This window comes from Glycomyces arizonensis DSM 44726 (genome assembly GCF_000482705.1).
Classification (GTDB): domain Bacteria; phylum Actinomycetota; class Actinomycetes; order Mycobacteriales; family Micromonosporaceae; genus Glycomyces; species Glycomyces arizonensis.
Genome location: NZ_AXWO01000017.1, coordinates 90,227 through 117,040, shown reverse-complemented (window position 1 = coordinate 117,040; position 26,814 = coordinate 90,227). Strand labels below are relative to the sequence as shown.

Sequence of the window (26,814 nt, the reverse complement as noted above, 5' to 3'; positions counted from 1 at the left end):
GCTGATCCTGCCGGTCTGCTTCTCGGCGTGGAACCTCATCGTCTTGCGCACCTTCTTCATGACCAGCGTCCCCGGCGAGCTGATCGACGCGGCCAAGATCGACGGCGCCGGGGAGTTCCGGACCATGTTCAAAGTGGTGCTGCCGATGTCGAAGGCGATCCTGGCGGTCATCGGGCTGTTCTACGCCGTCGGCTACTGGAACACCTACTTCATCGCCGTGCTCTACACGCCCGGGCTGGAGACCAAACCCATCCAGGTACTGATCCAGCAATGGCTCATCGCCTCCACCCAGCCGGCCGGCCAGAACGCCGCCGCGGCCGCGGCCATCTCCTCGGGCATGGACAACGCCCCGGCCGCCTCACTCAAAATGGCCGCCGTCGTCTGCACCATCATCCCGATCGTGATCATGTACCCCTTCATCCAAAAACACTTCACCAAAGCCGTCATCACCGGCGCCATCAAAGGATGACCGAACCGAAACGACACTCCCGCCAGTAAGAGCGGCCTGAACTCCCTGCGATCTTGAGGACATCTCCATGACCCACCTCCCGCCGACTTTCCGTGCCCTCGACCAAGGCTGGACGCTGAGCGCCGCCCATCTTCCCGACACCGCACCGAACGAAGTCGCGACCGCACTCACCGAGGGCATCAGCGCTGCGGTTCCGGGCGAGGCCCATCTCGACCTTCGCCGCGCCGGGCTTATCGCCGACCCGTTCGACGGCGACAACGAGGCTGCGCAGCAGTGGATCGGCGACACCTCCTGGCGCTACTCCACGACGTTCGTGTGGAGCGACGACGGATCGGACCGGTACGACCTCGTCGCCTTCGGGCTTGACACCGTGGCCGTCGTCGAGCTCAACGGGACCGAGGTCGCCCGGTGCGAGAACATGCACCGCTCCTATCGATGGGACGTACGGGAATTGCTGCGGGAGGGGCCGAACACACTTGCGATCACGTTCGCCTCCCCGGTCACCGAGACCGTCGCGCGCGCCGCGCGCGACGGTGCACTGCCGCGGGTGAACCACCACGAGTACAACCAGATCCGCAAGATGGCCTGCTCGTTCGGGTGGGACTGGGGCATCGACGTGGCGGGCGCGGGAATCTGGAAACCGATCGGCATCGACTACTGGTCGGGTGTGCGCATCGCCGCCGTCCGGCCGCTGGTCTCCGTCACCGAGCGCATCGGCGGCGGCCACGATGGCGAACTGACGGTGCATGTGGACATCGAGCGCGCAGACGTCGACGTCGACGTGCCGGTGTCCATCGACGTGACCGGACCTGACAGGTCCAGCTACGAGGCCGCAGGAACTGTTCGGGCCGGGCAGTCCTCCATTGCGATCTCGGTGAAGGTGCCGGACGTGCAGCGATGGTGGCCGATCGACTACGGTTTCCAGCCGCTCTATGACGTCGCCGTCACCGCCACGACCGAGGAGTCCGCGTCCCCGTGGAACGGCCGCGTCGGATTCCGCACCATCGAGCTCGACACGAGCGCCGACGAGCACGGCTCCTGCTTCGTCCTCAAGGTCAACGGCGAAAGGGTCTTGGTGCGCGGTGCCAACTGGATCCCCGACCACGCCTTCCTGACCGAAATCGGCCGCGACCGCTACACCCGCCGCGTCAACGACGCACTCGAAGCGAACGTCAACCTCATCCGCGTGTGGGGCGGCGGCATCTACGAGTCCGACGACCTCTACGACCTCGCCGACGAAGCAGGGCTGCTCGTCTGGCAGGACTTCCTGTTCGCCTGCGCCGCTTACTCTGAAGACGAGCCGCTGCGCTCCGAAGTCGAGGCCGAGGTCCGCGAGAACGTGACCCGCCTGAGCCCGCATCCTTCGCTGGTGCTGTGGAACGGCAACAATGAGAACCACGCGGCCTGGGTCGGATGGGGCTGGGCAGGCCGGCTCGACGGTCGGCCTTGGGGCGACGCCTACTACAGCGACCTGCTCCCGAGATTGGCCGCCGAGCTCGATGGCACCCGCCCGTACACCCCGTCGAGTCCTTTCTCGTTCGGCGACTACCGCGATCCCGACGACAAGCGATACGGCTCGGCCCACATCTGGGATGTGTGGAACAACGAGGACTACACCATTTACGGCAAGCACAAGGCGCGGTTCGTCGCCGAGTTCGGCTTCCAGGGCCCGCCCGCGTGGTCGACCCTCGCCGGTGTGGTGCACGACGAACCCCTCGACCCGTTCGGGCCGCAAATGCTGGTGCACCAGAAAGCGCACCTGGGCAACGCCAAGCTCGAGCGCGGTTGGAAGAGCCACCTCCCCGATCCGAGATCGATCGAGGACTGGCACTGGACGACGCAGCTCAACCAGGCGCATGCCATCCGCTTCGGTGTCGAGCACTTCCGGTCGCTCACCCCTCTGAACACCGGGACGATCCTGTGGCAGCTCAATGACAACTGGCCCGTGGTCTCCTGGGCCGCCGTGGACTTCAACGGACACCGGAAACCCTTGTGGCACACCCTCCGCGACGCCTACGCCCCCCGCCTGGCGACGTTCCAGCCGCGCGCGTCCGACGCCGCCCGCGCGAACACCTGGGAAGGCGCCGAACCCGAACCGGACCACCTTGCTCTCGTGGTGGTCAACGACACCGGCGAGGACTACACGGGCACCTTCGCACTGACTCGCGAGGCCTTCGACGGCTCAGTGATCGCCAAGGCCCTCGTCGAGGTCCGCGTGGCGGCGCGCGAGGCCGCCACGATCAGCGTGCCTGAGGAGATCGCGGCCTTCGGCGACGCTCAGGCAGAGCTGATCGCCGCAGCGGCCGAGGATGGCACGTTCGCAACCGCGCTGCACTACGGTGCCGAGGTAGTCGACCAGCGCCTGGAAGCCCGTCCACTGCACGTCGAAACCGAAGCGGCCGAAGGCGGCTGCGTGCTGCACCTGACCGCGCACTCGCTTGCGCGCGACGTCTTCTGCCACGCCGACATCGCCGACCCGGCCGCGAGCGCCGACACGGGAATGATCACCCTTCGCGCCGGCCAGCGCGCCCGGATCCGTATCACCTCGCCGGCCGGGGCCGACCCCGCGGCCTTTGCGGCCGCGCTCCGCTGCGCCAACGACCTGCTGTAGCCACTGATGCCGCCCTGCCCGGGGTGGGCGGGGCGGCCCTGGTTCAGGCCGGGGTCGTGGCGCTCCGCAAGCGGATCGACGCGCTTGCTTGGCCGAGCGCGATCAGATGACGGTGGAAGACTGAGAAGTTCCGGGCCTTCCCGGCCGTGGTCGTGCCGCACAAGGCACCCCAAGGAGGCAAGCTCACCGAGGCCCAGCGGAAGTGGAACCGGCTCATCGGCGCCAAGCGCGCCCCGGCCGAGAAGGCCAACGCCGACTTGAAGACGCGTTTCCGCTGCTTGCAGAAGGTCTCGCTCAACCCGGGGCGGATCGGGACCATCGCCAAGGCCCGCCTCGCCCTCCTCCGCATCGAACGACCCCACCGCCTCGTTCCCACTCAGCGCGCCGCATGACTCGCCCAGAAAGGCTCAGTAATGCCAAGTGTCGCAGCAGTACTCAATGCCCGATTGCTTCGTCGTGTTCGCGAGTGGCCGTGCCGGGACTTGCCAAGATATTGAACCTCATCTATAGTTTCAGGCAAGTAATTTTCGAACCACACTCAGAAAATTTCGAAGATCGCGCCCCTGCGGCACCTCGGATCGGCAATGCCGCCACCCGGCACTGACGACCGCGTCCACCGAGGCTCCGTTACTCGCGGCACGAGCTCCCCGAAGGGCGGACGGTCACGTCTGTCATCAAGTTCGCGAAGCATGGAGCGACCGTGAAAATGAGATCGATAACATGACTCGACGGCGTCCCGACGGCATTCGCCGCGGCGCTGGCACTGGTGCTGGCGATCCTGGTCCTGCCGCGGCTGGACCAACCGCGGTGGAACCTCAACCCCGACGGCACCGTCACCAGCGCCCAGTCCGGGCGGTGCCCGGACGTGGAGGAAGCCGCCATCGCGAACGGCACCCCGGTGATCCTGTGGGGCTGCAACGGCGGCGACAACCAGCAATGGGTCCACGGATGACCCGGTGCTCGGTAGAAGGACGGTGATCCCGTGTCAGGGATCGCACCAGCATCTCTCGGCCGGTTCCGCTGAACGATCGAGCTGAGGACGGCGGAGCCGACCGACCTCTCACTACAGGAGCAATCGATGAAGAACAAGAAGAGTAGATTCCGCCGCCTCATCGGCACAATGATGTCGCTGGCGCTCGTCGGTGCCGGAATCGGAGCGATCTCCACCGCGCAGCCGGCGGTGGCCGCCACGACGGGGCCGTGTGACATCTACGCCTCGGGTGGTACGCCGTGCGTGGCCGCGCACAGCACCACCCGGGCACTGTACGATTCGTACAACGGCCCGCTCTACCAGGTCCAGCGCTCGTCGGACAGCGCCACCCGGGACATCGGTGTACTGAGCGAAGGCGGGGTCGCCGACGCCGCCGCCCAGGACTCGTTCTGCGCCAACGCGGACTGCCTCATCACGATCATCTACGACCAGTCCGGCCGGGGCAACCACCTCACCCAGGCGCCCCCCGGCTATTGGCCCGGCCCCCTTCCGGGCGGCTGGGACAACCTGGCCGACGCGAAGGCGGCCCCGATCACCATCGGCGGCCACAAGGCGTACGGCGTCTACATCGCTCCCGGCACCGGCTACCGCAACAACAACACCGACGGGGTCGCGACCGGCGACGAGCCCGAGGGCATCTACGCCGTCGTCGACGGTACGCACTACAACGAGTGGTGCTGCTTCGACTACGGCAACGCACAGACCGACGGCATCGCCGACTCCCCCGCCATCATGGAGACCGTCTACTTCGGCGCCGACAGGCAATGGGGCTACGGGGACGGCGCCGGCCCCTGGATCATGGCCGACCTGGAGTGGGGACTGTTCTCCGGAGTGAACGCGGGGTACAACCCCCTCGCCCCCATCAACCACCGCTTCGTGACCGCCATGGTCAAGGGCGAGCCGAACCATTGGGCGATCCGGGGCGGCAACGCCCAGGCGGGCGGTCTGACGACTTACTTCGACGGCGTCCGCCCTGATGGATACGACCCGATGAAGAAGGAAGGGGCCATCGTGCTCGGTACCGGCGGCGACAACAGCGTCTCCGGTCGCGGCACCTTCTACGAGGGCGTGCTGACCTCCGGCTACCCGTCGGAAGCCACCGAGAACGCGGTCCAAGCCAACATCGCGGCCGCTGGGTACGCGACGGGCGCCGGACAGCAGAGCACCATGCTTGTCGGCGGTCAATCCGGTCGGTGTATCGACGTGCCGGACGGCACCACCACCAACGGCACTCAGGTGCAGTTGTGGGACTGCTGGGGTGGGGCGATGCAGCGCTGGACGCCCACTTCGAGCGGGCAGCTCCAGGTGTACGGCGACAAGTGCCTCGATGCCGAGGCCAACGGCACGGCCAACGGCACGGCGGTGATCATCTGGGACTGCCACGGCGGGGCCAACCAGCAATGGAACCTCAACGCCGACGGCACCATCACCGGCGTCCAGTCCGGACTCTGCCTCGACGCGGAAGGCGCCGAAACCGCGAACGGCACCAGACTCATCCTGTGGTCCTGTAACGGACAGCCAAACCAGCAATGGAGCCTGCGTAGCTGATCACGCGGCAACACCCGGCCGGTCGCGTCGCCGTACATGATCGTCCCCGGCGAGACCGGGAGTGTCTCGTCGGCATCGAGACCGGCCGCACCTGAGATCACATCGCCTCGCGTCGATCACGAACCGAGATGAAAAGACCTCAGTCCGTACTTGGCATTGAGCTACCTCGATGTAAGCGTCAATTTGCACGATGATCTCAACAAGAGTCATCGGAACACGACAAAAGGAGGATTCCCTCATGACGATCCGATCACGTTGGCGGCGCCTCGTCGCCCTCGGGACGGCGGCGCTGATCACGGCGGTCACCGTTCCCGTCCTGCTCGTCAGCGCGTCCCCGGCACAGGCGCTCGACAACGGCCTGGCCTTGACGCCGCAGATGGGCTGGAACAACTGGAACACCTTCGGGTGCAACGTCAGTGAAACGCTGATCCGCCAGACCGCGGACCTCCTCGTCTCCAGCGGCATGGCCGAGGCCGGCTACGAGTACGTCAACATCGACGACTGCTGGATGGAACGCGAACGCGACGCGGACGGCAACCTGGTCGCCGACCGCGAAAGGTTCCCCAGCGGCATGAAGGCGCTCGCCGACTACGTCCACGGCAAGGGCCTCAAACTCGGCATCTACTCCTCGGCCGGGACGACGACATGCGCCGGCTATCCCGCCAGCATCGGCTATGAGCGGCAGGACGCCGCGCTGTGGGCTTCCTGGGGCATCGACTACCTCAAGTACGACAACTGCGGGGACCACCTGGGCCAATCGGCGCAGGAGCGGTACACCGCCATGCGCGACGCCCTCGCGGCCACCGGCCGCCCGATCCTGTACAGCCTGTGCAGCTGGGGCCTGGACAACGTCTGGACCTGGGGGTCCGAGGTAGGCAACTCCTGGCGCACCACCGGCGACATCACCGACAGCTGGGGCTCGGTGATGGGCATCCTCGACTCGCAGGTCGGCAAGGACGCCTACTCCGGGCCCGGGGCCTGGAACGACCCCGACATGCTCGAGGTCGGCAACCCGGGACTGTCCGAGACCGAGTCTCGCGCCCACTTCAGCCTCTGGTCACTGCTCAACGCGCCGCTGCTGGCCGGCAACGACCTCCGGTCGATGTCGCAGACCACCGTCGAAATCCTGACCAACAGTGAGGTCATCGCCGTCAATCAGGACTGGGGCGGCCGTCAGGGCCACAAGATCAGCGACAACGGCGATCTCGAGGTCTGGCGCAAGCCCATGTCCGACGGCTCGGTCGCGACCGTCCTGCTCAACCGCGGAGGCAGCGGCGCGAACATGTCCACCACCACCGACGCGCTCGGCCTCGGCGACGCCGACTCGTACTCGGTACGGGACCTGTGGGCGCACACGACCAGTTCGTCCACCGGCACGATCAGCGCATGGGTACCGGCGCACGGCGCGGCGATGTACACCGTCACCGGCGGCGGTCTCGTCGAACCCGAGACGTTCGCCCTCAGGGGCGAGGAGTCCGGTCGGTGCCTGGACGTGTCGGGCGCCTCCCAGACCAACGGCACCGAAGTCATCATCTGGGACTGCAACGGCCAGGCCAACCAGGCCTGGACTGCCACGATCACCGGGGAGCTCCGCGTCTTCGGCGGCAAGTGCCTCGACGTCTCAGGCGGGGACACCGCCAACGGGACTCCTGTGATCATCTGGGACTGCAACGGCCAACCCAACCAGCAGTGGCGGTTCAACGACGACGGCACCATCACCTCGGTGAGCGCGGGCAAGTGCCTCGATGTCTTCGGCCGGGGCACCGCCAATGAGACCGCCGTGATCATCTGGGACTGCAACGGCCAACCCAACCAGCAATGGAGCCGCGCCTGAGCTCGCTCCTCGGCCACCGCCTGATGTACCCCTCCGCTCCGGTAAGGAGCCAAAGGGCAGGCGGTGGCCGTGCGACCGGGCCCGTGTCCGTGCGTGTTCGTGTGCGATCACGGCGCCTGGTCATTCGGCTCGGGCAAGTTCCGCGATGAGGCAACGCGTCCGAATCGACGAATTGCCAACGATAACTTGGTGGTTCGCCGCTCCAATCGACCACACTGAGCCTTTCTGGGCGAGTCATGCGGCGCGCTGAGTGGGAACGAGGCGGTGGGGTCGTTCGGTGCGAAGGAGGGCGAGGCGGGCCTTGGCGATGGTCCCGATCCGCCCCGGGTTGAGCGAGACCTTCTGCAAGCAGCGGAAACGCGTCTTCATGACGTTTTCCTTCCGTGGGTTCGGTGGTCCGTTTGCTCGGTGTCGTGACGGGTGCGGGCCGCCCGAGACCGGTGTGGCTCGGGCGGCCATGTGGTGGTCTGCGCCTCAGGTGGGGTTCTCGGTGGCGATGTCGAGGACCCAGGTGATGCCGAACTTGTCGGTGAGCTGGCCGTAGAGCGGTGCCCACTGCGAGGGTCCGATGGGCTGCTTGATGTCCGCGCCCTCGGCGAGCTTGTCCCAGTAGCCCTGGAGTTCGGCGGGGTCGGTGCCGCGGACGGACACGAAGAACGGGTCCTGTCCCTGGTCCCAGGGCAGGTGGGGGTAGACGTCGTAGGCCATGATGCGGAAGCCGCCTTCCGCGGTGAGCTGCCCGAAGGTGACGTGGTCGGCGGTGGCGGGGTCCGTATTGCCCACGTCGGCGTAGCTGGCGATGGTCAGCTCGCCGCCGAACACGGACTGGTAGAACTCCAGGGCCCCGCGGGCGGTGCCGCGGAAGTTCAGATGAGGCGTGACGTTGACGGACACGGGTGACTCCTTGCTTTCTTGGTCGTGATGAGCCGGTCGATTTCCGACCGCGAGATGAGCCTCGCAGCAGTACCGGTCATCCGGTGTCCGCTTCTTGGAGAGAATGGGTGCATGACCCGATCACCGTCGCGGATGCTGACGTTGCTGTCGCTGCTGCAGACCCGCCGCGACTGGCCCGGCCGCGTGCTCGCCGAGCGCCTGGGGATCAGCGACCGCACCCTGCGCCGGGACGTCGACCACCTGCGGGAGCTCGGCTACCGGATCAGGGCGGTCAAGGGACCCGACGGTGGCTACCGGCTGGAAGCGGGTGCCGAGTTGCCGCCGTTGCTGTTCGACGACGACCAGGCCGTCGCGATCGCCCTCGCGCTCGGGACCGCCGCCGGTTCAGGAGCGGCGGACGGCGAATCAGCGCTGCGGGCGCTGAAGACCGTGCGGCGGGTGATGCCCTCCCGATTGCGGCACCGAATCGATGGCATGGCGTTCACGACCCTCCCGACCGAGAGCGCCGCCCTCGTCGCACCGGAGGTGCTGGTCGCGGTGAGCGCGGCGGTCAGCGCCCGGGAGGTGCTGCGATTCGACTACCTGGCCGTGGGGCGCGACCGGGACGCTCCTGAGGCGCGGCGACGGGCGGAGCCGCATCATGTGGTGTTCAGCGACGGACGCTGGTACCTCCTCGCCTGGGACCTCGATGCCGATGACTGGCGGGTGTACCGGATGGACCGGATGCGCCCTCGGATACCGACGGGCCCCCGCTTCACCCCGCGCGAGGTGCCCGGGGGCGACGTCCACGACTTTCTCGCCGGCCGGTTCAAGGGCTCGGGCGGCGGGAGCGCATGGCCCTGTACGGGCGAGGTCGTCCTGGAACTGCCCGCGAGGGAGGCGGCACCGTTCGTTCACGACGGCGTCGTCGAAGAACTCGCCCCCGACCGGTGCCGTCTCGTCCTCGGCGCCTGGTCGTGGACGGCGTTGGCCGCCGCGATCGGCCGTTTCGACGCGCCCGTCGCCGAGGTGGCGCCTCGCGCGCTCGCGGACGCCTTCGCGCTGCTCTCGCGGCGGTTCGCCGACGCCGCCCAGGCCCCGCGCATCGGCGAGTCCGCACTCGGTCCGGGAAGGAATGATGAGGAGGAGGGGTCGGGTGACTGAGCAGACGTTGACGGTTCGGGACGCGGCGGCGTGGCGGGCTTGGCTTGATGCCAACGAGGAGGTCTCGGACGGCGTGTGGGTGGTGCTGGCGAAGAAGGGAACGCGCTCCCCGACATCGCTGACCTACGCCCAGGCACTCGACGAAGCCTTGTGCAGCGGATGGATCGACGGGCAGCGCAAAGGGCGTGACGAGATGACTTTCGTGCAGCGGTTCACCCCGAGGCGGCGCGGGTCGATCTGGTCGCGGCGCAACGTCGGTCTGGTGCAGTCCCTGATCGGACAAGGGCGGATGCGGCCACGGGGACACGACGAGATCGACCGTGCCCGACACGACGGCCGCTGGGACCGCGCCTACCCCGGATCGGCGACCATCGACATCCCCGAAGACGTCACCGCAGCGCTGACGGCATCACCCGCCGCAGCCACACGATTCGCGGCCCTGACCGCCGGCCAGCGCTACCCCCTGCTGCTTCCTATCATCACGGCGGAGCCCAGACTGCGCCCGCAACGCATCGCCGCCATGATTCGACGACTCCAGGATCCCCGGCTCCGGGGCTCGTCGGAGGACTGATGCTCCGCACGGACCCGAATGCCTCCACCTGGGCAGAACCGAGGACGTCTGTGGTCGATCCGGACATGGAAGGAGCTGTCGGAGACGAAGGGGTGCGTCAGGTGACGGGAAGAGCGTCCTCAGCCGAGCGATCGCAGCCCGGCTGTCGGTCGCAGGCGGCCGCCTGTGCGCCGGGGCGTCGTTCCGCGGTATGGACGGGAGTCGAACCCGCCTGTGCGAACCTGCCACACCACCGCTCCCTGTCGGCCGGGAGCGCTGCTATGAGGGTGCGGCTGTGTCATCCGCGATTGCATACTCTCCGATCGTCCCGCGGCGCGCGGCGATCATTTCGTATCCCTGTTTGCGCTATCGAGATCCGGCCTTGCCGCTGCCGTGTCCCCACTGGCCTATGTCCCCGAAACCGGTTCTGCCACAGCGGAAAGAGAAGTCGCCCTTCATCGGCTGGATCATTATGCACATGCGACCGGCCTCGCAGTGAGGCCGTCGGTGTTCGTGTGGGCCCCGCAGGTCTCCGCTGCGGTCGTGCCGGATGGCCGGTCGCGCCTCACGAAGTTCCTACGGCTCCGCGCAACTATAGAATGCGGTCTTTTTGCAGGTCAAATCCAGTTGTCAGGGAGTGGCCCGTACGTTTGGGAGCGCTTGGCATCGGGCTGTATGCGTTTTCCCTGACTGCCGGGTAGCGGCCCTATGGCGCCGAATCGAACCACTCGTTCCTGTTTCGGGCCTCGGATGGACCGATTGGTCCGATTGGGGGACGCGGCCGGCTCGGTCGATGGGACGAGAACGACATCGACTGAACGATATTGTGTGCACGGTCACAATTGCGTGGAGTCCAGGACCGATCGGCGGGTCCGGGCTCGGCAGCGCCGGGCCACCGCACTCGGTCGAAGGCGGCGGCCCGATGCCGGTCGCGACCCCGCCGGCCGAACCGCTCGGCCACATCGGGAACCGCGCCGAGGCGGCCATCGTCGCCCGGCGCGGCATCCGGGGCCAGACGGTCCACCATATATTTCCAACCTTAAATGTCATTAATTACGGTGCGTGTCGGCGATCGGCGGCCCTAAGCATCTCGGAGCGCCCGCGGCTCGAGTGTCACATGGTGGTGTCAGGCTCGGGTGGTCCCCGAGCCCGCTGGAGGCGGCATGTCCATCGAAACTGAGGTCCAGGCTGTGGCGGAGGGATTCGACCGCGCGCTGCTCGCCAACGACGCGCCCCGAATCGCCGACCACTTCACCGACGACTGGAGGTACGTCGGCCCCGACGGCATGGTCGCCAAGACCGACCTGATCGAGTGGATCGCCTCGGGCCGCCTCGCGCACCACACCATGGAGGCGGCCGGGCCCGAGCACACCGTCGCGACGCAAGACGCGCTCCTGGTCACCTGTCGGCGCGTGAGCACCGGCGCCTGGGAGGGCGAGCCCTACACGGCCGACGAGTGGATCACCGACCTCTGGGTCCGCAGCGGCGAGACCTGGCGGTGCGCCTTCAGCCAGAAGACTCCTGCTTGATGCTTCGGACCGCCTGAAGTCCCAGGCCCCACGCTGCATCGCTCAGCGAGATGTACCGGCCTTTGCTCCTCACCTTGCCGTTCGGTCTCCCGCTCCTGGCTTCGCGCTGGCCTCAGGCGAGTGGAAGAACTATAGCGAGAACCTGATCTGAGGTTTTGAGTTGTGGTAAGCGACTGAAACGTCCGCACTGTTGGCCCCCTCGCGGGGCCCATGTGACCGCCTGCTTTCGGTGGCGCCTCCAGCCCGCGCATGGAGGGGAAGGGCCGGTTCGCATCATCTGGACACCGGCCCGGTTCTTGGGCTCCCGCGTCCGGGGACGGTGTGCCCTGTTCGGTTCGGTGTATCTTGACCTGGAAGTGCGCAACCGCTTCCAGTCTCGGCAGGAGGATCGTGTGGCCAGGTCGGGCGCGGCGACGATAGTGGACGTGGCGCGCCTCGCCGGAGTCTCCCCCGCCGCGGTCTCCAAGGTCATCCGCGGCGCCTACGGGGTGAGCCCGTCGATGCGGGAGCGCGTCGAGGCGGCCATAGAGCAGCTCGCCTATCGCCCTCGCGTCGCGGCACGGGCCATGCGCGGCTCCACCTTCTCCATCGGCATCGAGCTGCCGCACCCGGGATACCACTTCTTCACGACGATCCTGCAGGGGGCGACGGCCGCACTCGGCCACACGCGGTACCAGCCGATCGTCGTCCCCACGGCCACCGAGGCCGAACGCGACGGGCGCGCGCTCGACCTGCTCGCCGACCGCCAGGTCGACGGCATCGTGGCGGTCTCGCCGCTGGTCTCGCCGGACCGGCTGGAACGGCTCGCCGCCCGGATCCCGGTGGTGCTGCTCGGCCGCCATGACCGCACCGCCTCCTACGACACGGTCACCGGCGACGATGTCGAGGGCACCCGGCAAGTCATGAAGCACCTGCTCGGGCTCGGCCACCGCCGCATCGCGTACCTGGTGCAGGAGGGGCAGGCCGCGATGCCCGGCATCAGGACACCGCAGGAAACGCGCATGGAGCAGTACCTCGAGCACATGCACCGGGCGGGGCTCGGCGCGGCGGCCCGCGTCGTCCGCACGGTGGACGGCGACGTCGTGCCCGAGAGCGCGGTCGAAGCGCTGCTCGCTCCCGAGCGCCCCACCGCGATCCTCGTCGGCCGCCACGAACTCGCCCTCGAAATGCTGCAGGCCGTCACCGCACGGGGTCTCGACGTCTCCGTGGCCGGATACGACGACACCTGCCTCGCCGGACACCCGGCGATCAGTCTCACCTGCGTCGACCAGGACGGCGTGGAGATGGGCGCGAAGGCGATCCGGTTGCTGCTGGAGCGCATCGGCGGCCGGACCGAGGCCGCGCACCTCACCGTCGAACCGACGCTGAAGGCGCGCGCCTCGACCCGGCCGGTCCGGTAGGACCCTGCCCAGTGCCCAGTGCCGAGTGCCGAGTCAGATGGCGGTTCCGGTGACGGCGTCGCCGGACTCGACCACCTGGTAGGCGACGGTCTCCCCGCTCCAGAAGTGGAAGGTGAGCGTCACCGGCCGATCGTCTTCGACCGCGTCGAAGAACGCCGGCGGCATCACGATCGTGCCGTCTTCGTACTCCGGTTGGAAGGCGGAGCCGTACTCCTGGTACGGGGTCCAGTTCGTCGGCCCGGCGGCGGTGCCGTCGTCGTACACCGACTCCATGGTGGCCAGCTGGTCCCCGTTGAACCGCGTCGGGATCGCGAACGAATCGGTCGTCCCCGCCGCGTCCGCGGCGCTCGGCTCGTCGTAGGCGATGACGCTGATCCGCCAGGGCACCCCTTGGGAGAAGTCGGCGTACAGGTCAGTCTGCTCGCCGTAGCCGCCGGCGGCGACGATCCGCTCCAGGGTCGCGGCCTCGATGGTGAGCTGGTCGCCGGAGACGGTGTAGTCCTCGCCTTCGACCAAGGACGTGTCGCCTTCGCGCAGGCCCTCGAAGTCGAGCCCGTTCAGGTTCAGCGTGAGCGTCGCGTCGGTGACGGCACTCGCCCGTTCGACGAACACCTGGTCCGAGGAGGCGGTGCCGGACCGGCTCGTCCAGCTCGCCTGGAACATCTCCCACAGCTCCTGGTCGCGCCAGGCGAAGTCCCAGCGGTCGAAGTGCGGGGCGACGTCCCAGAGCATGACGGTGAGGTCCCGCTCCTCGGCGTACCAGTAGGCGTATTCGAGGAACTTGAGGGTCTCGCCCTGTTCGACCTTGCCGCCCGGTTGATAGCCCAGCAGGCTCCACTCGCCGATGATGACCGGGATGCCTCTGGCGACGAAGGCGTCGTGGGTGCGGTCGTAGGCGTCGATGATGTGCCGGCGGACCTCGTCGTTGAACGTGGTGTACCCGGCGATGTTGACGCTGAAGGGCCAGAAGCCGTAGAAGTGGATGGTCGCGGCCACGTTCGGGTCGTCGATGGCGTCGAACGTGGCGTTCAACGCGTCCAGACGCGCCTGCTCGTCGTTGGTGTACAGCGTCGGCAGGACCAGGACCCGGTCGGCGTTGGCGCCGCCGGAGTCGCGCACGATCCGGTGGAAGGACCGGTTGAGCTCGTCGAGCAGTCCGTAGGCGGTCGCGTCGTCGACGTCGTTGAACTGCGGTTCGTTGACGCTCTCGAACAGGACCGTGTCGGGGTAGTCGCGGAAGCGCTCGGCGATGGCCGTCCAGAGGGCCTCGTACCGGGCCAGGACCTCTTCGTGGTCGCTCTGCATGTCGGCCATCCAGATCCACGAGTCGTGGTGGACGTTGACGAGCACGTACAGGTCTTCGTCCAGGGCGTAGTTGACGACCTCCTCGACGCGGTCGAGCCAGGCCTCCTCGACGGCGTAGTCGCCGGTCTTCTCCTGGTGGTAGTCCCAGGTGACCGGGATGCGGACGCTGTTGAAGCCGTAGTCGCGGATGCTCTGGAGGAACTCGGGGGTGATGCGGGGGTAGCCCCAGGCGGTCTCGTCGGCGCCGACCGCGTCCAGGTTGTTGCCGAGGTTGAAGCCCGGTTGCATCGCATCGACGATCTCGGTCGCGGACGCGTCGCCTCCCGGTGGCGGGGTGGTGGGCTCCTCGGCCGCGCCGGTGCAGACGAGGCCGTTGAGGCGGAACTCTGTGGGGGCCTCGTTGGCGCCCGACCAGGTTCCGACGAAGCCGAACGTCGTCGAGGCGTCCGAGGCGATTCGGGCGTTGTAGCTCAGGTTCATGGCGGTGACCTGATCATCGGAGGTGCCGACCTCGGCGTTCCATGCCTGGGTGACCCGCTGGCCGGACGGGAACCGCCAGGCCAGGTCCCAGCCGTCGACGGCATCGCCGAGGTTGGTGACGGTCACGTCGGCGGTGAAGCCGCCGGGCCATTCGTTCTCGACCTGGTACTCGACCTCGCAGCCGGTGGCGGCCGATGCGGCCGTCGGCACGACGAAGCCGAGTCCGGTGAGCGCGGCGACCATGGCGCCGACGAGCAGGACAGCCCGCCTTCGCGCGCGTAGCACTGTGCCTTGCATAGCTCTCCTTCAAAGTGGGTGTGAGGGCGACGGGCGTGCTCCCAACCGGATGAATCGATACCCATCGATGAGAAGCCTAAATTCCGGGACCGTGTTTTGTCAAACGTTCTACACACTCTTTGCGCAGCGCAAGCAGGCGATCGATTCGGCGTACCGGCGGTCGTCGGCAGCGGTTTCGGTCGGGTCGGCGGGGCTGACACCGATTCCTGTCGCGGTGTCAGCGTCGGGACAGGACCGTGACAGGACGGGGGGCGAAAGTTATCGCCATGAGCGGGGAACGCCCCCGCGACACGACGACGAAGGACGCGAACGATGACCACTGGCAACGCTCCCTGGACCGGCCTGATCCCGACCGAAGACACCGCCCTCGCCTGCACCGACACCGGCGGCGACGGCACCGCGATCATCTACCTCAACGGCCAGTTCGCCACCCAGGGCTACTGGCGCAGGACCATCGCCGAACTCGGCCCGCAGTGGCGCCACATCACCTTCGACGAGCGCGGCCGCGGCCGCAAGTCGAGGACCTCCTCGGACTATTCCCTGGAGGCCGCGGTCCGCGACGTGGACGCCGTCCTCGCCGCCCGCGGTGTGGAACGCGCCGTGGTCGTCGGCTGGTCGTACGGCGCGGTCGTCGCCGCCCACTGGGCGCACCGGAACCCCGGGCGCGCCATCGGCACGGTCCTGGTCGACGGCTGCTACCCGTACGACTGGATGGACGAGGCGATGGAGCAGCGGATCCGCAAGCTGTTCAAGCGGATGCGCCCGGTCATGGCGGCGCTGCGCCCGACCGGCCTCACGCCGCGACTCAACGCCGACGAGCAGGCCGAGAGCAACATCGAACTCGGCTGGCTCTCCCGCGCCGACACCCTCGGCCCGGTCCTGGACGCCGTCCAGGTCCCCACCCGGTACGTGGTCGCCTCGGGCACCTCGCTCGGCAGCAAGGGCGACGAGCAGGAGCGGATCCGCACCAGCCTCACGGGAGTGACCGCGCGCAACGCGAACATCGAGATCGCCGCGAAGGTCCCGAGCAACCACGGCGCGATCCTCAGCAAGGAATGCCGCGCCATCGCCGACGCGACCCGCGAGGTCGCCCGCCTCGGCGAGAAGAGCCACTAGAACGATCTGCGGCTACCGCGAACACGGCCAAGGGGTGCTTCCGTTCGGAAGCACCCCTAAACGGCCCGTCGGCGGGACGACGTGCCGCCGTCAGTCGGCGTGCGCGCCTCCGCAGCGCGGCGAGTCGGCGATCTCCAGGGTCACCAGCGACCTGGCCGGCAGTTCGACCGTCGTGCCCGACCGGTTGAACCGCGAGTCGTCCACCGCTTCGAGCGAGTGCTCCTCATCGGTCACGTACGTCGTGATGCAGGTGCCCGGCTTGACGCCTTCGAGGTCGAGGTCGATGGCGGCCTGCGAGCCGCGGTTGTTGATCACGTTCACGATCCGGCTGCCGTCGGCGTTGCGGTAGGCCGAGATCTTCAGCAGCGCCCCGTCCGTCGCGGCCTCGACCCGGTAGGCGTCGGGCCGGACGAAGCGGCTGTAGGCCGCGGTGGCCCACAGTCGCTTGGAGACGTTGTAGTCGGCTCCGTCCAGTTGGATGGGCGCGGCGGTGTTGTTCAGTGACGCGCCGAACCAGGAGATGTAGGCGTTGGCCTCTCCCTTCGCCATGGTGTCGTGGATGTGGTTGGCCAGTGCCAGTCCGGAGGTGGCGCCTCCGGCGTCCCAGGCGGGGTTGAACGTCCCGCTCGCCGAGGGCGCGTACTCCGACATCCAGACGGTCGCGTCGGTCGGCAGCGGGTGGGTCGAGGCCGACGCGTAGCTGTGCCCGGCGTGGATGTCGACCCATTGCGACGCTTCGGGGTCGGACTCGATGGCCTCGGTGTAGCCGGACTGCTCGTTCCATCCGAACGAGTCGCAGCACACCAGGTTCATATCGAGCCCGGATTCGTCGATGGTCGGTCCCATGACCTGCACGAAGTCGTTGATCTGCTCGTAGTCGAACCGCATGGACGCATACGAGGTGGTGAAGTCGGGCTCGTTGGTGAAGCCGATGTCGGTGATCGCGATGCCCTCCTGCTCGTAGAACCTCGCGTACTGGATCAGGTAGTCGGCGTAGGCCTGCCGCCAGTCCTCTTCGCAGTCGGTGCCCGGGAGGCCGCACAGTTCGCCGCCGTTCGCGTTGTCGCCGTTGGTCTTCATGTAGCCGGGCGCGCTCCAGGCGTCCGCGTAGAACCGGTCGACGCCGTATTCCTGAGCCTGCCGGGCCAGCCAGACCTGGCCGCCGTCGTAGCCGTCCCAGACGTATTGCGGTTCGGCGTCGGGGCCGCCCGGGTCCTCGGGCTGGATCGATTGCATGTGGTCGTACACGTCGTCGTTCGAGGAGCCGATGCCGAGCCGGAGGATGCTGAAGCCGGCGCCGGTCTCGGGGTCGAGCAGCAGGTCGAGGACCTCCCGCTGGTGTTCGGGCGTGAGCCCGTTGAGGCCGTTCATGACCGCGGCGCGCTGGAACGCCTGGGAGAATCCGAAGCCGTCGATGCGCTGGTGCTCGGTGCCGAAGTCCACCGACGCGGCCGCCTCGGGCGGGAGATCGGCGTCCGGCGGGGGCTGGAGCATCGTGACGGCGACGTCGTCGATGTGGTACGAGGCGGTCTCGCTGCCGCTCTCGACGTAGAACTGCATCTCGAAGGCCGGCTCGGGCGGGGTGTACTCGCCGATGACGGTGGTCCAGCCGGTGTCGGTGACCGAAGCGGCCGAGGCGATCTGCGTCCAGGTGGTCTCGCCGGTGCTCTCGGGCACCGACTGCATGGTGAGCGCGATCGGCGCCTCCCCCTGGCCGTCGGCGAGGCGGACGCTGACTTCGAAGCGGTAGACGGCCTGGGGTTCGAGGACGTCGAGGAGGTTGTAGGCCGGTCCGTGCCAGCCCGCGGTGCGGCCGGTGGTGAGCAGGCTGTACTCGCCGGAGTGGGCCTGGGCGGTGCTCGCTTCGAGTTCGGCGCCGCCGCGGCTGATCCAGCCTTCCGTGGTTCCGGTCTCGAAGTCGCCGGTGAAGACGGCTTCGGGGGTCTGTGCCCGACTCGGTGCCGCAGTGGTGATGGCGGCCGCCAAGCCGACCACCGCCATTGCAGCAATCGCTTTCAATCCGGGTCGCATCGCGCCTCCGAGGTGCCTCGTTGAAAGTTTCGGAAGAGTTTCCGATATTTCAATGAATCTATCGGTGGCGTCAAAGGAACGCAAGGGGCGGCTGCGATGATCCGGCGAAAGCCCTACGGGTGCGCCGGCCCGTCATGGCCGAGCGCCGCTCGGATCCGGTCGAGCCACTGCACGCCCAGTCGGCGGCCGTTCGGGAACCGGTCGTCGCGGTCCCAGCGCCAGGCGGTGGCTATCGCGAGCGTGAGGATCCGGCACTGGCGCAGCAGGTCCGGATCGGCACTGGGATAGTGCTCGCCGACTTCGTCCGGCGCATGGGCGATGTCGAACTCGACCGGTCCGCGGCAGCAGGTCTCCAGGTCGATGAACAACGGTCCCCGCTCGGTCATGAGCAGGTTGCCCGGATGCGGCTCGCCGTGCAGCGGCTGCGCATCGGCGCCGCGCTCGCCGATCGCGCGGCTGAGGCGTGCCAGCGTGCCGCCGAGCAGTCCGCGTCCCGACTCATCGAGCTCCGGCGTGAGCGCGGGGGTGTCGACCAGCCGCTGCGCCTGCGCGACCCGATCGGTGAAGTGCGGTGCGGGAACGTCGATCCGCCGCATGCCGGCATGCAGCCGCACGAGTGCCCGCGCGTACTCCTCGGGCGCGATCTCACGTGGCACCGGCTCGTAGTACCTCCACAGCGTGACCGCGAAGCCGTCGCGCACGTGCGCACGGGGCTCGACCCGAGGCTCGAGTTCGGCCACCGGGCCGTCGGTTCCGGCGAGTCGGCGGGCGACCTCGACTTCGAACTCGGCGCCCGCCCGATGCGCGACGGGCGCGACCCGGGCGAGAACGCCGCAGGGCAGCAGGCGCACCGCGATCCGGTTCGAGTCGTGCAGGACGACCGCGTCGTCGGCGCTCAGGCCGCACGCGGTGGCCGTGGCGATCGCCGCGGCCACCGCACGCGGCATGTCCGATGCCTGCATCGCGCCTCGCTCTCGTTCGCAGACGGTCGCGCCGGAACGGCGGCGGCGTACTCGGTCCGGTACACCTTACGGCTCGCCGCGCTGTCTGACGAGGGCATTTTTCTTCGCGCGACGCGCGGCGAGCGAGCCTCGCGTGAGGCTCGCTCGCCGCGTCCGATTCATCGCATCGGGTCCGTGCGCCCCTGAATATCACACCTAGGGCCGGTCGCCCTTCCGCGTCACGGTGAGGACGGGAGCGGTGTTGCCGGCGTGGTCGGTCGCGCGCGCCTCGACCACGTCGTGCGGGCGGATGTGGATCTCGCCGGAGTACACCGTCCATTCGCCGCCGTTGACGCGGTACTCGATCGAGGCGACGCCCGATCCCTCGTCGCTCGCCTCGAAGGCCAGCAGTTTCCTGGACGGCGACTGCCAGCTGTGGGAGAGCTCGGGAGCGGTGGTGTCCTCGCTGGGCAGGAGGTACGCGTCCGTCCCTTGGACTTCGGTCCGGGTGGTGTCCTCGAGCAGCCAGCGCGTGCCGTTCTCGGGGTCGGTCAGCGTCATCGAGGTGCCCGACTCCGCCCGGCCGTCGAGGGCGAGCGCGCGCCCGTTCGCCGCGTTGACCAGCATGCCGTCGTAGCGGTTCGTCTCCGTCGCGGTGGCGGGGACGAACGTCCACTCCTGGCTCGGATCGCCGCTCGGTTCGATGCCGAGGTAGGCGACCTCCGTGTCGGACACGGCCGCAAGGACGCCGCTGCCGTCCGAGGCGCTGATCGTGTACCGTCCGTTCTCGTAGTCGAGGCTCCAGACGCCGCCGCCCCACTTGACCCAGACGACCATGTCGCGTTCGGGGTGCTCGGCGTCCCCCGCGTACCGGTCGATCTGGTATTCGGCGCCGAGGCTGTCGGTGATGATCCGGAAGACGTCGCTGTCGAAGTCGACGTTCTCGGCGGTCTCCCGCTCGGGCAGCCGCGGTTCCTCCGTGTAGTCGCCGTGGTACTCGTCCGGGGCGGGCTCGTCCCACGGGGCCGGCAGGGTCAGGTCCGCGGGGTAGACCTTCGCGAAGAACTCGTACGCCATCGGGTCGTACTCCTTGAGCTCCGCCCTGGTGTTGATAGGGCTGCGCACGCCGTCGGTCCAGTCGGGCTTCTCCGCCATGACGTCGAACCAGACCGCCGAGAGCGTGGCGAAGTACTCGTCGCTGTTGCCGATCGCGTAGGTGTTCGGCCACAGGCCGGTGTTGTAGGCGTTCGCGTAGACGGCGTAGAACTCGTCGGACAGCGACTTGTCGTCCTGCGTCTCGATGCCGACGAGGCGGACCGCGTGGCCGAACTCGTGGATCAGGATGTTCTCGTTCGGGTAGGCGGTGTTGAGGAACTCGTTGTCGTTCCCGCGGGTGCGCAGGACGTTCCGCTCGGAGATGGACGAGACGCAGCCGTTCCAGGTGCTGCCGCCGTACCCTTCGACGTCGTACATCTCGGGGTCGTAGCCGCCTCGGTGCTCCGGGACGAGGTAGGCGTTCTCGCGCGAGGCGTACACCGCGAGCGAGCAGCCGAAGTCGGCCATCGTCTCAGCGATGCCGTTGTCTCCCTTGCCGAGCTCGACGTCGACCTGTGCCGCAGCGATGTCCAGTGTGGCCGGGTCGACGCGCGGGTTCGCCTTCACCACGATGCCGGTCCCGGTCGTGACCGACTGGGTGTAGTAGTCGAGCTTCGGCACGCCGGTGTAGGTGGCGTCCGCGGCCGCCCTGCCGTCGGCGTCCTCGATGTTCGATCCGGTGATGGTCAGCGTCAGGGGCTGATCGGGGTCGATGGTGCCCGTGTACGCGATGCTGGCCAGGTGCAGGTCGTCGGGGAGGCGGGCCATGCTGTTCGCCTCGGTGGCCGCGATCTGCTCGTTGTCCTTGTCGAAGAAGATGGTGTCGGTGGGGCCCGTGGCCGGCTTCGGCTGGAGGGCGATGTCCGTGTCGCCGTTGGTCAGCGTGATGTTGTCCGGGCTGACGGCGGCCTCCTCGTCCACGTAGCGGTCCCAGTAGATCTCCAGGAATTTGCCCTCGTTGATGACGCGGACCTCGGTGACCTGCGGCCCGTCGAAGGACGGGTCGGTGGCGACGGTCCCGTCCTCGCCGACCGGGATCTCGGTCGTGGCGCCGGTCTCGGCGAGCGCTGGACCCGCCCCTATGAGCAGCGAGGCGAGCACCAGCGATGCGACCGCCGCGCTGCCCGTTCTTGACTTGAGAGTCTTCACTTCGATCGCTCCGTTCGTGATGAGGGCCGAACAGTTCGGTGCGCCGGTCGGGCGCTCGGTGTCGCCAGGGCCGACCGGGGCATGGGGAGGGCCGTGGCATTGGCGCGCAAGGCGTTGCTGCGACGGTTCATAGGCGGTGTCCTTGAAGGGGGGTTCGCGGTGACACTCTTTCGGGCGCTCGCGTCCTTCGCGAGCCCTAGTAATGTGTAACATATTACAGAGCTCCTGTAAACCCGATCCACGTTGGAACGTCAGGGAAGCGCGGCCGGACCACCGCGCGGCCACCTCGGACACGGAGCCGCACCCGCCTCACACCGCCGCCGAGCAGGGCTCCAGTGTGATCATTCGGGAAATGTCACAAACCTACACCCTCAGGTGAACTGATGAAAAATTCTTGTCATCACAGGCCCCAATGGAGCAGAACCTGCGATACGCTCATGAAGTGATGCGAATCACTTGCATTGCGATGCAAGCGGACGCACCGCGCTGGTCGACAAGTGTGACGCCGAGGAACGGATTGGGCGCCATGGATACGCGGGCGAGAACGATGCGAGGACCTGGGGAGCGCGGCACGCTGCGCCGGTCACGGTCGTTGCCGCCGGTGTCGCGACAGTGCCGACGTGATCGGCGGCGGGCGGCCCCATGGACGGTGGAGACGCGCGAGGGGACCCGGTTCTCCGTGGCGCGGACGGGGGTCCGGCCGCGGAGTGGGGGAAGCGGCGCACGGGGACGGATCGACATGCGTCCCGAGCAGTCGACGGCAGTACTCGAACACGTTTCCGTACACGGCTTTCGCGGTCGTCGGGGGATAGTGCGGATTTTGCCTTTTTCGAAGCGATGCAAACATGACGAAGGGAAATTCGAATGACAAGGGCGCGTATTGCGCTTCTCGCACTGGCCTCGATGTTGGCCTCGATCGTGGGGTTCACAGTCGTCATGGCGGAGCCGGCGGCCGCCTCGGCCCGTGACGGCTCCTGCGAGAGCGGAGAGTTCTGCTACTACTACAACAGCAATAATGAGGGATCGGTCTCGGACTTCACGGACTCGGTCAGCGACTACGGCACCACGCAACCCTCGTGCTATGAGTTCAAGGGCTCGGGCAGCGGACAGGGCGAGTGCGTCAAGAACAACGCCGCATCCGTGTGGAACCGGTCCAGCACGACGGTCCGCGTCCACTTCAACACCGGTTACGGAGGGGACTACCAGGACCTGCCGCCGGGATACAAAGGCCAGTTGAACAGCACGCTGTACAACAACAACGCCTCGCACCAGTTCCTCCCGGTCTCCAGCGGCGGCAGCTCTCGCGACGGTTCCTGCGACCGCGGCGAGTTCTGCTACTACTACAACAGCGACAACCAGGGATCGGTCTCGGACTTCACCGGTTCCGTCAGCGACTACGGCACCACGCAACCCTCGTGCTATGAGTTCAAGGGCTCGGGCAACGGACAGGGCCAATGCGTCAAGAACAACGCCGCATCCGTGTGGAACCGATCCGACAAAACGGTGCGCGTCTACTTCAACAGCGGTTACGGAGGGTCGTACCAGGACCTGTCGCCGGGTTACAAGGGCCAGCTGAACGGCACGCTCTACAACAACAACGCCTCGCACAAGTTCTTCACCTTCGACGGAGGCATCGACGGCGCGCGCAACGGCTCCTGCGGCGACGGCGAGTTCTGCTACTACTACAACAGCTACAACGAGGGATCGGTCTCGGACTTCACCGACTCGGTCGGCAATTACGGCACCACGCAGCCGTCCTGCTACGAGTTCAAGGGCTCGGGCAGCGGACAGGGCGAGTGCATCAAGAACAACGCCGCGTCCGTGTGGAACCGATCCGACACAACGGTGCGCGTCTACTTCAACAGCTACTACGAAGGGTCTTATCAGGACATCGCACCTGGCTACAAGGGCCAGCTGAACGGCACGCTCTACAACAACAACGCCGGACACCGGTTCCTCTCGGGCTCCGGAGACGGCGACGACGACGGCGGCACCAGCGGCGCTCGCAGCGGCACCTGCGAGAGCGGCGAGTTCTGCTACTACTTCAACAGCGGCAACGAGGGGTCCATCTCGGACTTCACCAAGTCGATCGGCGACTACGGCACCACGCAGCCGTCCTGCTACGAATTCAGGGGCAGCGGCAGCGGACAGGGCGAGTGCATCAAGAACAACGCCGCATCCGTGTGGAACCGGTCCGACAAGACCGTCGGCGTCTACTTCAACAGCTACTACGGCGGCGTCTGCCAGGACGTGGAACCCGGATACAAGGGCCAGCTGAACGGCACGCTCTACAACAACAACGCCTCGCACCGCTTCCTCACCGACGCCGACGACTGCGAGGCCGGCGGAAACGGCGGCAGTGGCGGTGGCGACACCGGCGGCACCGACTCCGAGAAGATCGAGCGCGTCATCGAAGCCGCGCTGTCGCAGACCGGGCAGGGTTACTCCTATTCCTGGGCCGGCGGCAACAAGTACGGCCCGACCTACGGCGTCTGCTGCAGCCCCGGCGGCTGGGACGACAGGGGCCGGTTCGGCTACGACTGCTCGGGCCTGACGCAGTACGCGTTCTGGCAGGGCGCCGGGATCGACATCGGCGGCTGGACCGGCCCGCAGCAGCACGCGGGAACGGTGGTCTCGATGGGCAACCTGCGGCGCGGCGACATGATCTTCTGGGGCAGCCCGGGAGGCAGCACGTCGCACGTCGCGATATATCTGGGCAACGGCCAGATGGTCGAGGCCGCCCCGCCTCGGGGTTCGTACAGCGTGCACGTGACCAACGTGTACGGCGGCAATTTCGGCGTCCGGGTGTTCTGACGGATCCGATCCCGGTCCGGTGAACCGGGGATGACGGGCGGGTCTCGCGCGAGGCCCGCCCGTCTTGCCGGAGGGCGGGAAGCGGACCGGTCGGAAAGCGCCTACGCTCTTGCGGTGACCCCCTACCGCTACCGCTCCGAGATGGAAGACAGCCACCGCTGGCTCGACTTCCCGATGCGCGACGACGACATCGTCATCAGCACCCGCTCCAAACACGGCACCACCTGGACGCAGATGATCTGCGCCCTCCTGGTCTTCCAGACGCCCGACCTCCCCGCACCGCTCTCCGAGCTCTCCCCGTGGCTCGACTGGACCATCGCGCCCAAGGAGGCGGTGTTCGCGAAGCTCGCGGCGCAGCGGCACCGCCGGTTCGTCAAGACGCACACCCCGCTCGACGGCATCCCGATCCATCCGACCGCCCGCTACATCGTGGTGGCCCGGCATCCGCTCGACGCCGCCGTGTCGCTCTACCACCAGGGCTCCAACCTGCGGCGAGAGCGCATCGCCGAACTCACCGGCGTGCCCGTGCCCGAAGCCAAGAAGCGACCGCGACCCGAGCCGCGCGACTGGCTGGTGCGCTGGACGCTCACGGACAGCGACCCGCGGGAGTTCCCCGAGATGTTCCCGGGCGTGATGGCGCATCTGAGCGATGCGTGGGCGCGGCGAGCGGAGCCGAACCTCCTCCTGGTCCACTACGCGGACCTCTCGGCCGATCGCGAAGGCGAGATGCGGCGCATCGCCGACTGGCTCGGGATCGAGGTGCCCGAGACGCGCTGGGCCGATCTGGTGCGGGCCGCCGGTTTCGCGGAGATGAAGGCGCAGGCCGAGACGATGGCTCCGGATCCGGTGGGGCTCATGCGAAGCCGTGACGCGTTCTTCCGCCGGGGCGAATCGGGCGCGGCCGCGGCGCTGCTGAGCGCCGAGGAGCTGGCCGCGTACGAGGCGCGCGTGGCGGCGCTGGTGCCGGAGGACTTGGCGGCCTGGCTCCACCGGCCGTGACCACCCGCCTCCGCCGCTCGTGCCGGTTCGAGCGGCGGAGGCGGATCGCCTCACGCGACGGCGGTGCCTTCGAGCTCGACCATCTGGCCGGGGACCGCCAGTCGCGTCACCCCGAGCATCGTGGTGGCCGGCGCCGCCCCGGCGGCGCCCAGCCGCGACGCCAGCACGCCGTAGTGCGGGAACAGCAGATCGACGTCGGTGGTGTAGACGCCCAGCCGGACGAGGTTCGCGAGGGACATGTCGGCCTCGCCGAGCACGGCCTCCAGGTTGTCGAGGCTCAGCGCCAGCTGGGCGGCCATGTCGCCGTCATGCAGGGGCTTGCCCTCGGCGTCCATCGCGGTCTGTCCGGAGCAGTACAGGGTCCGGGTGTGCCCGGAGACGAGCTCGCCCTGGTTGAATCCCATCTCCAGCGACCACGTCACCGGGTTGACCGCCGTTCGTTCCATTGCCACATCGGCTCCATTCGTTGCGAGTGTGTACGCCGATCGGCTCGGGAGCCGTCGACGTCGTGCCAACGAGCCTCGCAAGAAATCACGACATCCTGTGTCGTGTATTCCTGTAGAGTTTTCGCATGCGCGCCGATCGGCTGGTCTCACTGGTGCTGCTGCTGCGCCGGCGCGGTCGGCTGACGGCGGACACGCTGGCCCGCGAGCTGGAGGTGTCCACCCGCACCGTGCTGCGCGACATCGAGGCGCTGTCCGCGGCGGGCGTCCCGGTCTACGCCGAACGCGGCCGGCACGGCGGCTTCGCGTTGCTGCCCGGTTTCCGGACCGAGCTCACCGGCCTGAACCACGACGAGGCCCTCGCCCTGCTGACCGCCGGATCGGGACGCGGCGAGCAGGCGTTCGGCCTCGGCTCGGCGCTCGCCTCGGCCATGCGCAAGGTGGTCGACGCGCTGCCCGAAGGCCATCGGGCCACCGCGAACGACGCGGTCCAGCGGTTCCTCGTCGAGCCGGAGACCGATCTGCTCTCGCGTCGCCTGGCCGCCGAGAAGGTGCCCGATGCCGTGGTGACCGAGGTCCGGCGCGCGGTGCTCGCCGGGCACCGGCTGCGCCTCCACTACGCGGCCACGGGCCAGAGCCCGAAGTGGCGCACGGTGGACCCGATCGGCCTGGTCACCGTCCGCGACCGCGGCTACCTGCTGGCCACCAGATCCGGTGCGGACCGCACCTACCGGCTGTCGCGGATATCGGCCGCCGAGGCGCTCCCCGAACCGGCGCGGCGACCGAGCCGGGTCGACCTGGACCGGGTCTGGCGCGAACGCGCCGCCCGGTTCCTGTCCGACGGCCATATCACCGTGCTGGTGCGGGTGGCCCCCGAGCGGCGGGAGGACCTGCTGGACACCGCGCTGGCCGTCCGCGCGGAGGCACCCGACGCGGACGGCTGGCTGCGACTGGAGGCGACCTTCCAGGACTCACGGCACGCCGAGTGGGCACTGTGGCAGCTCAGCACGGACGCCGAGGCCCTGGCCCCCCGATCGCTGCGCGACTCCCTGCGCGACCGCGCCGCCGCGGTCGCCGCCCGCTATGGAGACGGGGACCGAACCGGCGCGTGAGCGCGTCGGCTCGTGCTCGACCCACGCGAAGGCCCGTCGGCGCCTCGTGCGGGACGGGCGCCG

20 protein-coding genes and 1 pseudogene are annotated in these 26,814 nt (G+C 68.1%); 14 read left to right on the top strand and 7 right to left on the bottom strand.

Annotation, left to right across the window (positions count from 1 at the left end; all coding sequences use genetic code 11):
- The 6 genes and pseudogenes from H613_RS0113515 to H613_RS0113490 all read left to right on the top strand — a co-directional run.
- Positions 1–469: carbohydrate ABC transporter permease (locus H613_RS0113515; protein WP_026924224.1), on the top strand; the 469-nt coding region annotated here is incomplete at its 5' end.
- A 67-nt stretch (positions 470–536) separates the two neighbouring features.
- Positions 537–3,080 carry a glycoside hydrolase family 2 protein gene (locus H613_RS0113510; protein WP_026924223.1) on the top strand — a complete coding sequence of 848 codons (2,544 nt, stop codon included), beginning with the start codon at positions 537–539 and terminating at the stop codon, positions 3,078–3,080.
- A gap of 140 nt (positions 3,081–3,220) precedes the next feature.
- A pseudogene (locus H613_RS0113505) lies at positions 3,221–3,472 on the top strand (transposase family protein); the annotation flags it as partial.
- Between the two features lie 374 nt (positions 3,473–3,846).
- Positions 3,847–4,032 carry a ricin-type beta-trefoil lectin domain protein gene (locus H613_RS0113500; RefSeq protein WP_026924221.1) on the top strand — a complete coding sequence of 62 codons (186 nt, stop codon included), beginning with the start codon at positions 3,847–3,849 and terminating at the stop codon, positions 4,030–4,032.
- Positions 4,033–4,158: 126 nt separating this feature from the next.
- Positions 4,159–5,619: an arabinofuranosidase catalytic domain-containing protein gene (locus H613_RS0113495; RefSeq protein WP_156926019.1), complete on the top strand. Its 1,461-nt coding sequence runs from the start codon at positions 4,159–4,161 to the stop codon at positions 5,617–5,619.
- Positions 5,620–5,857: 238 nt separating this feature from the next.
- Positions 5,858–7,453 (top strand): lectin, encoded by a 1,596-nt coding sequence (locus H613_RS0113490; protein WP_026924219.1) that lies wholly within the window; start codon positions 5,858–5,860, stop codon positions 7,451–7,453.
- Between the two features lie 234 nt (positions 7,454–7,687).
- Here the strand turns inward: H613_RS0113490 and H613_RS32385 are convergent, their stop codons facing one another.
- On the bottom strand, positions 7,688–7,822 hold the full coding sequence (locus H613_RS32385) for a hypothetical protein (protein WP_281171193.1): 135 nt from the start codon (positions 7,820–7,822) through the stop codon (positions 7,688–7,690).
- A 105-nt stretch (positions 7,823–7,927) separates the two neighbouring features.
- Complete coding sequence (locus H613_RS0113480) at positions 7,928–8,347, bottom strand: VOC family protein (protein ID WP_026924218.1); 420 nt, start codon at positions 8,345–8,347, stop codon at positions 7,928–7,930.
- Between the two features lie 111 nt (positions 8,348–8,458).
- Between H613_RS0113480 and H613_RS26450 the strand changes: the two genes are divergently transcribed.
- The 4 genes from H613_RS26450 (at position 8,459) to H613_RS0113460 (ending at position 12,969) form a co-directional block, all read left to right on the top strand.
- Positions 8,459–9,490 carry a helix-turn-helix transcriptional regulator gene (locus H613_RS26450; protein WP_051393323.1) on the top strand — a complete coding sequence of 344 codons (1,032 nt, stop codon included), beginning with the start codon at positions 8,459–8,461 and terminating at the stop codon, positions 9,488–9,490.
- A complete protein-coding gene (locus tag H613_RS0113470) occupies positions 9,465–10,061 on the top strand; it encodes a YdeI/OmpD-associated family protein (RefSeq protein WP_026924217.1) in 597 nt (198 codons plus the stop codon). The genes H613_RS26450 and H613_RS0113470 overlap by 26 nt, the downstream gene beginning before the upstream one ends.
- A 1,142-nt stretch (positions 10,062–11,203) precedes the next feature.
- The gene (locus tag H613_RS0113465; RefSeq protein ID WP_026924216.1) at positions 11,204–11,569 is read left to right on the top strand and encodes a nuclear transport factor 2 family protein; all 366 of its coding nucleotides are present in this window, start codon (positions 11,204–11,206) and stop codon (positions 11,567–11,569) included.
- Between the two features lie 392 nt (positions 11,570–11,961).
- Complete coding sequence (locus H613_RS0113460; protein ID WP_026924215.1) at positions 11,962–12,969, top strand: LacI family DNA-binding transcriptional regulator; 1,008 nt, start codon at positions 11,962–11,964, stop codon at positions 12,967–12,969.
- Positions 12,970–13,002: 33 nt separating this feature from the next.
- On the opposite strand, the gene H613_RS0113455 is transcribed toward H613_RS0113460, so the two are convergent.
- Positions 13,003–15,051, bottom strand: coding sequence for a cellulase family glycosylhydrolase (locus H613_RS0113455; protein WP_156926017.1), 2,049 nt, complete (start codon positions 15,049–15,051; stop codon positions 13,003–13,005).
- Between the two features lie 312 nt (positions 15,052–15,363).
- Here H613_RS0113455 and H613_RS0113450 point away from each other — a divergent pair, with 312 nt between their 5' ends.
- Positions 15,364–16,167: an alpha/beta fold hydrolase gene (locus tag H613_RS0113450; protein WP_026924213.1), complete on the top strand. Its 804-nt coding sequence runs from the start codon at positions 15,364–15,366 to the stop codon at positions 16,165–16,167.
- 90 nt (positions 16,168–16,257) lie between these two features.
- On the opposite strand, the gene H613_RS26445 is transcribed toward H613_RS0113450, so the two are convergent.
- The 3 genes from H613_RS26445 to H613_RS29300 form a co-directional block, all read right to left on the bottom strand.
- Positions 16,258–18,168 carry a carbohydrate binding domain-containing protein gene (locus H613_RS26445; protein WP_169731995.1) on the bottom strand — a complete coding sequence of 637 codons (1,911 nt, stop codon included), beginning with the start codon at positions 18,166–18,168 and terminating at the stop codon, positions 16,258–16,260.
- A 143-nt stretch (positions 18,169–18,311) separates the two neighbouring features.
- Positions 18,312–19,160, bottom strand: a complete 849-nt coding sequence (locus H613_RS0113440; protein WP_026924212.1) for a phosphotransferase — start codon at positions 19,158–19,160, stop codon at positions 18,312–18,314.
- Positions 19,161–19,355: 195 nt separating this feature from the next.
- Complete coding sequence (locus H613_RS29300; RefSeq protein ID WP_051393322.1) at positions 19,356–21,383, bottom strand: OmpL47-type beta-barrel domain-containing protein; 2,028 nt, start codon at positions 21,381–21,383, stop codon at positions 19,356–19,358.
- A gap of 936 nt (positions 21,384–22,319) precedes the next feature.
- Here H613_RS29300 and H613_RS31720 point away from each other — a divergent pair.
- Both H613_RS31720 and H613_RS0113425 read left to right on the top strand, forming a co-directional pair.
- Positions 22,320–24,197 carry a peptidase inhibitor family I36 protein gene (locus tag H613_RS31720; RefSeq protein ID WP_211234814.1) on the top strand — a complete coding sequence of 626 codons (1,878 nt, stop codon included), beginning with the start codon at positions 22,320–22,322 and terminating at the stop codon, positions 24,195–24,197.
- 114 nt (positions 24,198–24,311) lie between these two features.
- A complete protein-coding gene (locus H613_RS0113425; protein WP_026924211.1) occupies positions 24,312–25,196 on the top strand; it encodes a sulfotransferase domain-containing protein in 885 nt (294 codons plus the stop codon).
- Between the two features lie 50 nt (positions 25,197–25,246).
- Here H613_RS0113425 and H613_RS0113420 read toward each other — a convergent pair whose 3' ends face one another.
- Positions 25,247–25,642 (bottom strand): RidA family protein, encoded by a 396-nt coding sequence (locus H613_RS0113420; RefSeq protein ID WP_026924210.1) that lies wholly within the window; start codon positions 25,640–25,642, stop codon positions 25,247–25,249.
- A 125-nt stretch (positions 25,643–25,767) separates the two neighbouring features.
- On the opposite strand from H613_RS0113420, the gene H613_RS0113415 reads away from it, so the two are divergent.
- The gene (locus H613_RS0113415; protein WP_026924209.1) at positions 25,768–26,751 is read left to right on the top strand and encodes a helix-turn-helix transcriptional regulator; all 984 of its coding nucleotides are present in this window, start codon (positions 25,768–25,770) and stop codon (positions 26,749–26,751) included.
- The last annotated feature ends 63 nt before the right edge of the window (positions 26,752–26,814 follow it).